Source organism: Streptomyces sp. Pv4-95 (assembly GCF_045782725.1).
Taxonomy (GTDB): domain Bacteria; phylum Actinomycetota; class Actinomycetes; order Streptomycetales; family Streptomycetaceae; genus Streptomyces.
The window spans coordinates 732,859-745,991 of record NZ_CP127172.1; the positions used below are offsets into that span (position 1 = coordinate 732,859).

Here is a 13,133-nt window from a genome sequence, read left to right on the forward strand (position 1 = left end):
CCCCTTCAGCGCTCCCTTTCCGAGGAATTGTTGATGACCACAAACGACCGGCAACTGCATCTCAACCTCTTCCTGATGGGTGTCGGCCACCACGAGGCCGCGTGGCGGCATCCGCTCACCGATCCCTCGCGGGTGTCCGACATCGCCCATTTCCAGGACTTGGCGCGGAAGGCCGAGGAGGCCGCGTTCGACTCGGTGTTCCTGGCCGACGGCCTGGAGGTGCGCAGCCCCGTCCAGTACGGCCTGGTGAACCACTTCGAGCCGCTGACCCTGCTGTCCGCGATCGCGGCCGTCACCACCCGCATCGGGGTGATCGGCACCGCCTCGACGGGGTTCAGCGAACCGTTCAACCTCGCCCGGCAGTTCGCGTCGCTCGACCATCTCAGCCACGGCCGCGCGGGGTGGAACATCGTCACCTCCGCCGGCGACCGGGCCGCGCAGAACTTCAGCCAAGACGCCAACCAGGCCCACACGGAACGCTACGCACGGGCCGCGGAGTTCCTGGAGGTCACCCGGGCGCTGTGGGACAGCTGGGAGGACGGGGCGCTCGTGCTCGACCGGGAGACCGGTGCGTACGCGGACCCGTCGAAGGTGCACGAGATCAACCACAGCGGGGCGTACTTCCGCGTCCGAGGCCCGCTGAACGTACCGCGCAGTCCGCAGGGCAGGCCGCTGCTGGTGCAGGCCGGGTCGTCGGAGGACGGCAAGGCGTTCGCGGCGCGGTACGCGGAGGCGGTGTTCACCGCGCAGCAGACACGGGAGGACGCGCAAGCCTTCTACCAGGACCTCAAGCGTCGGGCCGCCGCGCACGGCCGTGATCCGGAGGGGTTGAAGGTGCTGCCCGGCATCGTGCCGGTGATCGGGTCCACCGAGGCCGAGGCCCGGGCACTGGACCGGGAGCTGAACGAGCTGATCACTCCGCAGCGCGCGGTGGCCGTGCTCTCCACGACCCTGGGCATCGACCTCACCGACCATCCGCTCGATGCACCGCTGCCGCCGCTGCCGCCGGTCAGCGCCGTCAACGGTGCGAAGAGCCGATTCGAGCTCATCCGGGACCTGGCCGAACGCGAGGGGCTGACGCTGCGGCAGTTGATCGGCCGGCTCGGTGGCGGCCGTGGGCACCAGGTGTTCGCCGGTACGCCGGAGCAGATCGCCGACTTCATCGAGGAGTGGTTCCGCGAGGGCGCGGCCGACGGCTTCAACGTGATGCCTCCGGTGCTGCCGGCGGGCCTCGACGCCTTCGTCGACCATGTCCTGCCCCTGCTGCGCAAGCGCGGGCTGTTCCGCGAGGGCTACACCGGCTCGACGCTGCGCGAGCACTACGGCCTGCCGCTGCCGGCCGAAGAAGCGGTGGCGGCATGAGCCTCACCCGACGCACGCTGGCCGCCGGGATCGGCGGGGCGGTGGTCGCGGCCGGTCTGGGCGCCACCGGGATCGCCACGGCCCGCGAGGACCGGGGCCGCTCGGGCTGCCGGCCGCAGACCCGAACCATTCGCTACCAGGGCTCGGCCGGTGCGGTCACCCCGCTCGAACTCGCCGCCGGACTGGGCTACTTGGAGGACGTGCGGCTGGAGTGGATCGGCAACAGCACCAGCGGCCCGCAGGACATCCAGGCCACGGTCACCGGCGACACCGATATCGGCGGGGCCTTCAACGGCGCCATCATCCGGCTGATCGCGGCGGGCGCCCCCATCACATCGCTGTACAGCTACTACGGGGTCGACGCCACGGTGTGGTCGGGGTACTACGTCCGCGAGGACAGCCCGGTGCGCACCGTGCGGGACCTGGCCGACCGTACGGTGGGCGCCAACACGCTGGGCGGGCAGGCCGAGGACGTGCTGCGGATGCGACTTCGGTCCGCGGGCCTTCCCGCGGCCCGTGCGCGGTCCGCGCAGATCGTGGTGGTCCCACCGGTAAGCGCCGAACAGGCCCTGCGTTCAGGCCAGTTGGACGTAGCCGTGCTCGGCGGCATCCTGCGTGACGCCGCCCTGGAGCGTGGCGGCATCCGGCCGGTCTTCAACGACTACCAGGTGCTGGGTGCCTTCAGCTGCGGGTGCCAGGTGATGCGGGACGGCTTCGTGCACGACAACCCGGACACCGTACGCGCCGTGGTCGGCGCCGTGGCCCGCGCCCTCGCCTGGAGCCAGAGCCGGCCGGCCCCGCAGGTCATCGACCGGTTCCGGCGCATCCTCAAGGCCAGGAAGCGCGCCGAGGACGCCGCGGCGCTGCAGTTCTGGAAGGGCTACGGCGTCGCCGGGCGGGGCGGCGTGATCGCCGCACGAGAACTGTCCGTGTGGCGCGACCGGCTGGTGGACGACGGCATCGTCGACCGCCGCGACGCACCTCTCGACCGGCTGTACACCAACCGGTTCAACCCCTACTCAGGAGCGGCATGAGCAGCTCGATCGTCTTCGAGAACGTCACCAAGACCTTTCCGTCCCGTGAGGGCGAGGAGCTGACCGCGCTGCGGGACGTCGGCCTGGAGATCGCCCCCGGTGAGTTCACCGTGGTGGTCGGCCCGAGCGGATGCGGCAAGTCCACGCTGCTGGACCTGCTGGCCGGGCTGGCCACGCCGAGCAGCGGCCGCGTCCTGGTGGACGGGGTGCCGGTGCTGGGGCCGGGCCTGGACCGGGGCGTGGTCTTCCAGCAGTACGCCTTGCTGCCGTGGCGCGACGCCCGCGGCAATGTCGAGTTCGGCCTGGAGGCGAAGGGCGTACCGCGCCGGGAGCGCCGCGAGCGGGCACAGGAGTACCTCGAACTCGTCGGCCTGACCGGCTTCGGCGACCGCTACCCGCACGAGCTGTCGGGCGGGATGCGGCAGCGGGTGGCCATCGCGCGGTCCCTGGCCTTCGACCCCGATGTGCTGCTGATGGACGAGCCGTTCGCCGCGCTGGACGCCCAGACGCGGGATCTGCTGCAGGAGGAGTTGCTGCGGATCTGGGAGCGGACCGGCAAGACCGTCGTGTTCATCACGCACGGCATCGACGAGGCCGTGTACCTGGGACAGCGGGTGGCCGTGCTCACCTCGCGCCCCGGGCGGATCAAGGAGGTCATCGACGTCGGTCTCGGCGACCGGCGTACCGGCGATGTGCGCTCCAGTCCGGAGTTCGCACAGCTCAGGCACCGCATCTGGGAGCAACTGCAGGACGAGGTCCGGCAGGCGGCCCGCGAGGGAGAGGAGGCGGTGGCGCGTGTCTGAGACATTGCAGCTCGACCGCGAACGGACGGTTGCCGAGCCTGTTGCCGCCGGAGCGCCGGCGCCACCGCGGCCGAGTCCGGCGCGGCGTGCGGCGCGCCTCGCGGGCGCCGTGGCCAAGCGCTCGGTGGCCGTCGTCGCGCTGCTCGCCCTGTGGGAGGTGACGCCCAGGGCGGGTCTGGTCGACAGCGTGTTCCTGCCGCCGTTCTCCGAGGTGGTCGGCGCCTGGCTGGAGGCGGCGGGCAGCGGACTGCTGTGGGACAACCTTCAGGCCAGTGTGGTCCGTTCGGTGGCGGGCCTGGCCATCGCGGTGGTGATAGCGATCCCGCTGGGAGTGCTGATCGGCTGGTACCGGACCGCCGCCGAGCTGCTGGGGCCGCTGCTGGAACTGTTCCGCAACACCGCGGCATTGGCCCTGCTACCGGTCTTCGTCCTGCTGCTGGGCCTCGGCGAGAGCTCCAAGATCTCGCTGGTCGTCTACGCCTCCACCTGGCCCATCCTGCTCAACACCGTCAGCGCGGTGCGCGGGGTGGACGCCCTGCTGGTCAAGTCCGCCCGCTCGCTGGGCTTCTCCTCCCTGCAGCTCTTTCGCAAGGTGGTGCTGCCGGCCGCGCTGCCCACCATCTTCACCGGTATCCGCCTGGCCGGCGCGGCATCCATCCTGGTGCTGGTCGCCGCGGAGATGACCGGGGCGAAAGCGGGCCTCGGATACATGATCAACGCCGCGCAGTTCAACTTCGCGGTGCCGCAGATGTACGCGGGCATCGTGACCATCGCCCTGCTCGGGCTGGCCTTCAACCAGGTCCTGGTGTCGCTGGAGCGCCGTTTCTCCCGCTGGCGCGTCGAGCCCTCCCGGTAGCCCTCCGATCACACGGCCACCGCACCCACCGTCGCCTCACGCTTCACGTCCCGCACCTCAGGTCCCCCACCTCACACTTCACACCTTCGAAAGGACATCCGTCATGACCGCACCCGCTTCCGCCGTCTCCCTCGACATCGTCAAGGTCTCGGGAAACATCGGCGCCGAGATCCACGGCGTCGATCTCTCCGCAGACCTGCCCGCCCCGGCCGTCGAGGCCATCCGGGCCGCCCTGCTGGAGCACAAGGTGATCTTCTTCCGCGGCCAGGACCTGGACGCCGCGGGCCAGGAGCGCTTCGCCCGCCGGTTCGGCAGTCCGACCACGGCGCACCCGACGATCCCCTCGCTGGACGGCTCCCCTGCGGTGCTCGACCTGGACTACGGCCGTACCGCCGGCCGCGCCAACCACTGGCACACGGACGTGACCTTCGTGCAGCGGCCGCCGCTCGGCTCCATCCTGCGCGCGGTGACACTCCCCCCGTACGGCGGCGACACCGTCTGGGCCAACACGGTCACCGCCTACGAGCGGCTGCCGAAGGAACTGCGCACGCTGGCTGACGAATTGTGGGCGGTGCACTCCAACGCGTACGACTACGCCGCCTACAAGCCGTCGGACGACAGCGAGGACGCCCGGCGGCATCGCGAGGTCTTCACCTCGACCGAGTACGTCACGGAGCACCCGGTGGTGCGGGTGCACCCCGAGACCGGTGAACGCTCACTGGTGCTCGGCGGCTTCGTACGGCGTTTCGTCGGCTGGAACGCCGACGACTCCCGTGAGCTGTTCAAGCTGTTCCAGTCCTACGTGACGAGTCTGGAGAACACCGTGCGGTGGCGCTGGGCGCCGGGCGACGTGGCGTTCTGGGACAACCGTGCCACCCAGCACTACGCCGTCGCCGACTACGGCACCCTGGCCCGCCGCGTGCAGCGCATCACGCTTGCGGGCGACACTCCGGTGGCGGTGGACGGCACGGCCAGCCGCTCGGTGACCGGCGACGACACCGCCTACAACACGGCCCTGGCCCAGCCGGGTGACGCCACGCGCTGACCCGCACCCGGTCGGCCACCGCCCATGCCTGTGGGCCCGGCACAGGTGCCGGGCCCACAGGCATGGGCGGACACACGAGAGCCCCGACTGGACGGGGGAGACCAGCCGGGGCGTTTGTGGGAGCTACCAAGGGCGGTCGCCTCTCGGCGAAAGGCTCCACGAGACTTCAGCCGAACGATCTTTCTCGTGGGCAAAAAGTCGGGCCCGGGGACACTGTTCCCTTGGCAGCCTCATTGATAGAACGACGTCCTGTCCCCTTTTGTTCCCCACCACGCCCGCTCGCAGACGTTGTTCCCCCATCTTTCCGCGGGTTGCCCGGCCGTCGGCGTGTGTACGGCCGGCTGCGACCCACCGACGTGCGAAGGACAGTGGGCCGCAGCCTGTTCCCGCCGGGTGGCGGGCCGTAGACCGACGGTATCGGCGAACTGCGGCCGGCGCGACGAAGCCGCCGCCGAACGGAGCCCCGGCCCGTTCTCCCACGAGCCCCGCACACCGCCCATAGCGCCGGTGGGCTGTCCTCCGCCCCGTAGGACCGCCCACCGGGCCTCTTGTCACCCGCCGCCCGTCACCGTCGCGCCACACGCGTCCTGCCGTGCGCCGTGGGACGAATGCGGGATGGTGGATACAGGCTGTTCGTTCGCTGAGGAATTGTGCTGAGGGAGAGTGGCTGCATGAGCGGCACGGGCCTGGGGCCCGCCGACCGGATGCTGGGTGACCTCATCGCCGCCAGCCACGTGATCATGCTGGAGCAGATCCCGGAGGTGGTCGGCCGGCACGCGGAGCGCGTGGGCTGGTCGCAGGTGCTGGTCTATCTGGCCGACCTGCAACAGGAGTCCTTGCACCTGCTGGGCGCCGAAGGTTCGGCCACGGCCCGGGAGAACGCGGACGCGCCCACCGCACTGCAGGTGGAGGGCACACTCGCCGGGCGGGCGTTCCAGACGGGCGCCATCGTCAAGGGCTCGGCGTCCCCGGTGGGCCAATGGTGGGTGCCGCTGCTGGACGGCACGGAACGTCTGGGCGTGCTGCGGGTGTCCGCCGGCGAGGCCGGTGCCCCGGTCGCCGACGATCTGCGCACCGTGGCCGGGCTGGTCGCCTTCATGCTGGTGAGCAAGCGCGCCACCAGCGACACGTACGCGGGCCTGGTGCGGCGCCGCGGGATGAACGTCGCGGCCGAGATGGAGTGGCGGCTGATGCCGCCCCGGACGTGCGCCACCGACCGGGTGCTGATCAGCGCAGTGATGGAACCCGCCTATGAGATCAGCGGTGACGTCTTCGACTACGCGATCGGCACCGACACCGTCTGTTTCGCCCTCTTCGATGCCATGGGCCACGACACGGCCGCAGGGCTGACCGCGGCACTCGCCCTGTCCGCCTACCGCAACAACCGCCGCGACGGCGCCGGCATGCCGGAGACAGCAGCGGCCATCGAAAGGGCCCTGGTCGAACAGTTCAGTGCCGCGCGCTACGCCACCGGTGTCATGGCCGAATTGAACTTCGCGACGGGTCTGCTGAGCTGGACGAGCCTGGGGCACCCCGAACCGGTGCTCATCCGCCGGGGCCGCACGGCCTGGAGCCTGCCCTGCCCGCCCGCACCGCCCGCGGGAACCGATCTGGGCCTGGAACCCACCGTGTGCCAGGAGCAGCTGGAGCCCGGTGATCGTCTGCTCCTGTACAGCGACGGCATCACGGAGGCGCGCAACAGTGACGGCGAGGAGTTCGGCCTGGCGGGCCTGACCGACTTCCTGCTGCGCCACCACGCCGACGGCCTGCCCGTGCCGGAAACCCTGCGCCGCCTCATCCGGCACCATCTGCGCTACCACAACGGCCGCCTCAACGACGACGCGACCGTCCTGCTGCTGGAGTGGAGCGGCCCCGATCCCTACCGCCCCGCCCGGGTCGAGGCGCTCACCGGCCTCCCTCCGCACACCACGCCGGAGGACGTCATGGAAGGGCGCCGCCTGCCACCCGGTGCCGACGCCGAGTGAGGGTGAGACCTCCTGGACGTGCTGGGTCTCGTTTCGAGACCCGCCGTATCCTGGGCACATGAGACGGTCCTCCTTCGCCAACTGGCCCTGCTCGATCGCCCGCACCATGGACCTGCTGGGCGACTGGTGGACGCCTCTGGTGCTGCGGGAGGCGTTCTACGGCGTCCGGCGGTTCGACGAGTTCCAGCACTCGCTGGGCATCGCCCGCAACACCCTCACCGACCGGTTGCGGCGGCTGGTGGACGAGGGGCTGATGGAGAAGCAGCCCTATCAGACCCAGCCGGTGCGCCACGACTACGTCCTGACCGAGATGGGCCGTGACTTCTTCGGCGTGCTCCTGGCCATGAACGCCTGGGGCGACCGCTGGCTCGCCGACGAGCAGGGCCCGCCGATCGTGTTCCACCACGACCGCTGCGGGCACCGCGGGCGCCCCGCGGTGGTCTGCGACGACTGCGGTGAGCCGATGACCGCGGACGACACCCGGCCGCGGCTGGGTCCGGGCTACCCCACGCGGCTGGCCGAGCGCCCTGACGTACGCGAGCGGTTCGCGGACTGACCCGGCACGCCCGCCGATTCGAAGATCCCGCTGTGTCGCGGCACCCCTTGACGAGTGAGTTCATCTACGCAACTTTAGAGGCCAGGCCCTATTTGTAGGGATCTTCGGACGGTCGAGGAGGCTGCACGGTCGTGGAGTGGACGGGCGCGCGCTATGCGGACATGCCGACGGTCGAGGTGTCGATCCGGATCGACGCACCGCCGGCGCGGGTGTGGGAGGTGGTCTCCGACATCGGGACGATGCCGCGGACGAGTCCCGAGCTGGGGTCGGTGGAGTGGCTGGACGGCCGCACCGGGCCGTGCCTCGGGGCCCGCTTCGTCGGGCACAACCGGCACGAGGCGTTCGGGGAGTGGTCCACCACCTCGCACCTCGTGGAGTACGAGCCACCGCGCGTCTTCGCCTGGGCGGTCGAGGACATCGAGCGCCCCTCCGCCGTCTGGCGGTTCACCCTCACCCCGCAGGAAGACGGCGCCACGCTGTTGCGCCAGTGGATGCAGCTGGGCCCCGGCCGCTCCGGACTCTCGTACGCCATCGATCGCATGCCGGAGAAGGAGCAGTCGATCGTCTTTGTGCGCCTGCGGGAATTCGAGGCCAATATCGGCAGGACACTTGCCGCGGTAAAGGAGCTGGCCGAAGGCGGGCCGGATCTGCCCTCTGCCCTCCCGGACGAGACCCCCGGAAAGGCGAGCGAGTAATGCGTACGTCCACCACGATCGAGGCGTCCGGCGGCAAATGGCGGGAATCCGTCGAATTCGTGCGCGAGGCGGAGAAGCTGGGACTGGATATCTGCTGGGTGGCCGAGGCATGGGGCTCCGAGGCGCCCTCGCCCCTCGGCTATCTCGCCGCCCGCACCGAGCGGCTGCTGCTCGGCTCCGGCATCATTCAGCTCGGCACGCGCACCCCAACGGCCATCGCCAGGGCGGCGATCACCCTGTCGAACATTTCCGAGGGACGTTTCCTGCTGGGCCTCGGCCCGTCAGGTCCGCAGGTCATCGAGGGTCTGCACGGCGTCCCGTTCGCCCGGCCGCTCGCGCGCACGCGGGAGACCGTCGAGATCGTGCGGCAGGCCGCGACCGGCGGGAAGATCTCCCACGCCGGGCGGGAGTTCACCATTCCGCTGCCCGACAACGACGCCCGAAGCATGCGCCTTTCGATGCGCTCCGAATACGACGTTCCCATCTACCTCGCGACGCTCTCGCCGAAAATGCTCCGGCTGACCGGGCAGATCGCGGACGGCTGGCTGGGCACCAGTTTCGTACCGGAGGGCGCCGGCGAGGCGTATTTCTCCCACCTGGACAAGGGCCTTGCCGATGCGGGCCGCGCGCGCACCGATCTCGATATCTGCCAGGGCGCGGAGGTCGCGTTCGCCGAGGACGAGGACGCGTTGCGGGAGATGGTCGCCGGCCGGAAGAAAGAGCTGGCGTTCAGCCTGGGCGGAATGGGCTCGGCCACCACGAACTTCTACAACGACGCCTACAGCCGCCAGGGCTGGGCCGAGACCGCGGCCGAGGTACACGAGCGCTGGCAGTCCGGTGACCGGGACGGCGCGGCCGGACTCGTCACCGACGAGATGGTCCTCGGCACGACGCTCATCGGCACCGAGGACATGGTGCGGGAACGCCTGCGGGTGTGGCGCGACGCCGGGGTCGACACCATCCGCTTCTACCCCGCGGGCGAGACCCTCGAAGCCCGGCTCACGACGCTCGGCCGGGCCCTGGACCTGACGCGCGCCATGGAGTCGAAGGCGTCCGGCTAGCGGCCGGGACCGGGGCGCGGGAGGGGCCGCGGTCGCGCGGGACGCCGTCCCGCTACCCGGCGGCGGGCGGGGGCGCGGCCCCACCCAGGCGTACGACGACCAGCGCGATGTCGTCGCGGGCGCCGGCACTGACACCGAGGCGGGCCAGCAGCGCATCGGCGAGCCGCTCGGGACTGAGCCGGCTCAGGCGCGCCAGGCCGTCGGTGAGGCGGGCGAGGCCCGCGTCGATGTCCTCGCCCCGGCGTTCGATGAGCCCGTCGGTGTACAGCACCAGGGTGTCGCCCGCGCCGTAGGTCAGCTGCGCCTCGGGACGGGCGACATGGTCGGGGCGGGCACCCAGTGGCGGATCGGTGGCCCGGTCCAGGAGGTCGTAGCTGCCGTCCGGATGCAGAAGCACGGGCGGCGGGTGGCCGGCGCTGCTGTAGGTGATGCTGTGCACGCCGACGTTGATCATCACCTTGATCGCGGTAGTGGCCAGCGCCCCCTCGACGGAGCGGGCATACAGGCCGAGCACCTCCAGGGCCTTCGCGGGCCCTTCCACGGCGCGGGTGGCGGCGCTCAGCGCGCTGCGCAGCATCCCCATGACGGTGGCGGCTTCCAGCCCGTGGCCGACGACATCGCCGACAGCGACGGCGAAGCCGTTTCCCGGCAGGTCGACGACGTCGTACCAGTCGCCGCACACGTTCAGCGAGCCGATGGCGGGCAGATAGCGCACCGCGATGTCGCGGTGCCCGGCCAGATCCGGCGAGTGGAGCATCGCCTCCTGCAGGGTGACGGCCACCTGACGCTCGCGGGCATGCGCCTGGCGCAGCTCCTCGTTGAGGCGTTGCAGCTCCCGGGCCCGGGCGTAGAGCTCGGTCTCCATCCCCTCCTCCCGCTCGCTCAGGCTGCCGCCGGTCATCCGCAGCTGGGTACGGCGGGCCCGGACGAAGGAGGTCACGTCCTCGACCCGGTGCAGGATCCACGCCACCGAACCGTCCACGCCGAGGACGGGAGTGTTGATCGTGGACCACCAGCGCTCCTCGAACCGGCCGGGCCGGTTCACGAGGGGGATGTCGTACTTCTGCAGCGCCATGGGGTCCTGCGCGCGGGTCGTCAGCACGCGGTGCAGGGAAGCGCTCAGCGTGCGTACCCCGTCGGCGTCCGGGTCCGCCGGATTGTCCGGGAAGGCATCGAATACGTACTGCCCCACGAGGTCGGCGCGGCCGCGCCCGGTGGCTCTGCAGTACGCCCGGTTCGCATCGACGATCACCAGGTCGGGTCCCAGTACCAGGCAGGGGCTGGGGGTGGCCGCGAACAGCGCCGCGTAGTCGATCTGAGATGTTGTCACATGTTCCTGCCAGGTGGCCCGCGGGGTCGAGATCGTCCCAATCTACGAGCCGCACGCCCCCGGCAGCCGCCGCAACACCGCCCGCCGCCGGCTCGGGAGTGCCGCCGTGACGCTGCGATGTGACGGGTGATGAGGAGCGGCGGGAATCGAACCCGCGTCTTCCGGTTCTGGAGACCGGTGCTCTGGCCCTTTGAGCTACGCCCCTCGGCAAGGGAGCTTGGCACCGGTCGGCGTAGGGGTAAAGCCCTTTCTCGCATCCCGGCATTCCGGGCGCGGAAGATCGTCGGAAACAGTCATGGAACGGACGCGCAGCGGGCGGAGGGGCTCGCCGACGAGATGCGCTCGCGACCGGCGGACGTTCGGACCGCTGCGATCACACGGACACCCAAAGTGACGGAATCGCAGCGACGGAGGACTCGTCTTGACGAATTGGCCGTGCCCGATCTTCACTGCCAGAGTCCCCCCACGTTTTCCTCCCACGACGAAGGTTTAGAACACATGCCGGTTGACGTCTCCGCCGCCACTGAAGTCGGGCAGTTCCTGCTCGGCGACTCCTTCGCCTGCCTGGCCGGTCGTTCGGCCTGGCGGCAGGGTGGCATCACCCATCGCCATTACACGTGGCTCGGGGACGATACGGCGGCGCGGGACATGGCTGCGGACCTGGAGGACTACGTGCAGGCCGTGGACTGGGCCGCCAAGCCCTTCACCAGCTTCATCGCCACCTTCTCCGGTCCCCTGAACGTGTCGGAGACCGAGTTCGAGCATCTGCTGTGGCAGCAGCTCCAGGCCGTGCACGACCACGACAGCCTGACGCACCCCTGGGCCGACGGCTACGACCACGACCCGTCGTCCGGCGCCTTCGCCTACAGCGTCGCCGGGCACCCGTTCTTCGTGATCGGCCTGCACGAGTCGCACCGCCGCGTGGGCCGCCGCCCACCCTTCCCGATGCTCGCCTTCAACTCCCACGCGCAGTTCGACCGAATAAAGGCCGCCGGCCTGTGGGACCGCCTGCAGGAGAAGATCCGCAAGCAGGACATCGAGCTGCAGGGCGACATCAACCCCAACCTCCTGGAGTACGAGCAGCTCTCCGAGGCCCGGCGCTACTCGGGTCGGCCGAAGCCGGCCGACTGGGCGTGCCCCTTCAGCGCCCGCACCGACCGCGAGCCGGTCGGCGCACAGCCGGCCGCGGTCGCCCAACCCGTCGGCTGACCGGCCGAGGCCCTACCGGCCCTCTTCCGGACGCGACACCTGAAGCAGGCCGACCGACCGCGCCCGCGCCGCCGGACTGATCCGACGGCGCGGGCGCGGGTGGTAGCGCGCCCGTCGCACGGCCTGCGGCCTGACGTCGGTCCGCCTCCGTGCGGCCTCAGGAGACGATGTCCTGCAGCGGCCTGCCGTCGATGTGGTTCGCGGCGTTCTGCACGGCGGCCAGGGCGATGCGCACCAGGGTTTCGCGGGTGACTCCGGCGACGTGCGGCGAGAGGACGACGTTGGGGGCGCGGAGCAGCCGCAGGTCCGCGGTGGGCGGTTCGGGGTCGAAGACGTCGATGCCCGCGCCGGCGAGCCTGCCGGCCTCCAGCGCCTCCGCGAGGGCGTCCTGGTCGATCAGGGCGCCCCGCGCCGTGTTGATGACGAAGGCGGTCGGCTTGAGGAGCGCCAGCCGCTCGGCGTCGAGGAGGTGGCGGGTCCGGGCGGTGAGCGGAGCGTGCAGGGTGACGTAGTCGGACGTCCGCAGCAGCTCCTCGAATTCCACATGGCGCGCGCCGCCGAGCTGGGCTTCGATCTCGGCGGCGGCGGGCCTCGGACCTGCGTAGACGACGTTCATGTCGAACGCGACGGCACGGCGGGCGACCTCCTGGCCTATGTGGCCGAGCCCCACGACGCCGAGGGTCTTGCCGGACAGCTCGGTGAGGGACTGCTGGAGGCGCGGCAGCGCCCAGTCGGCGACGGCGAGCGCGGTGTGGGCCGGGATCAGTTGCTTGGCGAGGGCGAGCATGAGCGCGAAGGTCTGCTCGGCGACGTTCTGCTTCTCCGCGCCACTGGAGCCGATGCTGCACACGAGGACGCCACGCTCACGCGCCGCGTCCAGGTCGACGTAGTCGAAGCCGTGACTGGCGCACTGGACCAGCTCCAGGGCTGGTGCCGCCGCGATGTGCTCGGCGGTGACCGGCCCCAGGCCCGTGATGATGACGTGGGCCTCGCGCAGAGCCGTGGGGTCCTCGTCGGCGGTCTCCACGACGGTGACGCGGGCCTGCCCCGGGAAGACCTGGGCGAGCGCGCCTCCCGCGGCGCGGCCGCCCACATGGGGCGAGACGACGGCGAGCACGTTCTTCACGGTGTTCGTCGCGGTGGTGGTCATGCGGCTCCTTGGCGAATCGAGCGAGGGGTGACAGGAGGGCGGGGCGT

The 13,133-nt window shown here is 70.9% G+C and carries 12 protein-coding genes and 1 tRNA gene; 10 read left to right on the top strand and 3 right to left on the bottom strand.

Annotated elements, in window-relative coordinates; genetic code table 11:
- The first annotated feature begins 33 nt into the window (after nucleotides 1-33).
- From QOM21_RS03435 to QOM21_RS03475, 9 genes are all read left to right on the top strand, one after another.
- Nucleotides 34-1,362, top strand: a complete 1,329-nt coding sequence (locus tag QOM21_RS03435) for an LLM class flavin-dependent oxidoreductase (protein ID WP_407548025.1) — start codon at nucleotides 34-36, stop codon at nucleotides 1,360-1,362.
- Nucleotides 1,359-2,396 (top strand): ABC transporter substrate-binding protein, encoded by a 1,038-nt coding sequence (locus tag QOM21_RS03440; RefSeq protein WP_407548026.1) that lies wholly within the window; start codon nucleotides 1,359-1,361, stop codon nucleotides 2,394-2,396. Before QOM21_RS03435 ends, QOM21_RS03440 begins: the two co-directional genes overlap by 4 nt.
- Entirely contained in the window at nucleotides 2,393-3,199 is an 807-nt protein-coding gene (locus QOM21_RS03445; RefSeq protein WP_407548028.1) for an ABC transporter ATP-binding protein, read from the top strand. The genes QOM21_RS03440 and QOM21_RS03445 overlap by 4 nt, the downstream gene beginning before the upstream one ends.
- Complete coding sequence (locus QOM21_RS03450; RefSeq protein ID WP_407548030.1) at nucleotides 3,192-4,055, top strand: ABC transporter permease; 864 nt, start codon at nucleotides 3,192-3,194, stop codon at nucleotides 4,053-4,055. The genes QOM21_RS03445 and QOM21_RS03450 overlap by 8 nt, the downstream gene beginning before the upstream one ends.
- A 103-nt stretch (nucleotides 4,056-4,158) precedes the next feature.
- Nucleotides 4,159-5,100, top strand: coding sequence for a TauD/TfdA dioxygenase family protein (locus QOM21_RS03455; protein ID WP_407548032.1), 942 nt, complete (start codon nucleotides 4,159-4,161; stop codon nucleotides 5,098-5,100).
- A gap of 671 nt (nucleotides 5,101-5,771) precedes the next feature.
- Nucleotides 5,772-7,085 (top strand): PP2C family protein-serine/threonine phosphatase, encoded by a 1,314-nt coding sequence (locus QOM21_RS03460; protein WP_407548034.1) that lies wholly within the window; start codon nucleotides 5,772-5,774, stop codon nucleotides 7,083-7,085.
- Between the two features lie 58 nt (nucleotides 7,086-7,143).
- Complete coding sequence (locus QOM21_RS03465; protein ID WP_407548036.1) at nucleotides 7,144-7,641, top strand: winged helix-turn-helix transcriptional regulator; 498 nt, start codon at nucleotides 7,144-7,146, stop codon at nucleotides 7,639-7,641.
- Between the two features lie 131 nt (nucleotides 7,642-7,772).
- A complete protein-coding gene (locus QOM21_RS03470; protein ID WP_407548038.1) occupies nucleotides 7,773-8,336 on the top strand; it encodes an SRPBCC family protein in 564 nt (187 codons plus the stop codon).
- On the top strand, nucleotides 8,336-9,397 hold the full coding sequence (locus QOM21_RS03475; RefSeq protein ID WP_407548040.1) for an LLM class flavin-dependent oxidoreductase: 1,062 nt from the start codon (nucleotides 8,336-8,338) through the stop codon (nucleotides 9,395-9,397). Before QOM21_RS03470 ends, QOM21_RS03475 begins: the two co-directional genes overlap by 1 nt.
- A 52-nt stretch (nucleotides 9,398-9,449) precedes the next feature.
- On the opposite strand, the gene QOM21_RS03480 is transcribed toward QOM21_RS03475, so the two are convergent.
- Both QOM21_RS03480 and QOM21_RS03485 read right to left on the bottom strand, forming a co-directional pair.
- A complete protein-coding gene (locus QOM21_RS03480) occupies nucleotides 9,450-10,727 on the bottom strand; it encodes a SpoIIE family protein phosphatase (RefSeq protein ID WP_407548042.1) in 1,278 nt (425 codons plus the stop codon).
- A gap of 130 nt (nucleotides 10,728-10,857) precedes the next feature.
- Nucleotides 10,858-10,933 (bottom strand) — tRNA-Trp (locus tag QOM21_RS03485).
- 292 nt (nucleotides 10,934-11,225) lie between these two features.
- Between QOM21_RS03485 and gntA the strand changes: the two genes are divergently transcribed.
- Entirely contained in the window at nucleotides 11,226-11,936 is a 711-nt protein-coding gene (gene gntA, locus QOM21_RS03490) for a guanitoxin biosynthesis heme-dependent pre-guanitoxin N-hydroxylase GntA (RefSeq protein ID WP_407548044.1), read from the top strand.
- Nucleotides 11,937-12,093: 157 nt separating this feature from the next.
- Here gntA and QOM21_RS03495 read toward each other — a convergent pair whose 3' ends face one another.
- Nucleotides 12,094-13,086: a 2-hydroxyacid dehydrogenase gene (locus QOM21_RS03495; protein ID WP_407548046.1), complete on the bottom strand. Its 993-nt coding sequence runs from the start codon at nucleotides 13,084-13,086 to the stop codon at nucleotides 12,094-12,096.
- Between the last annotated feature and the right edge of the window lie 47 nt (nucleotides 13,087-13,133).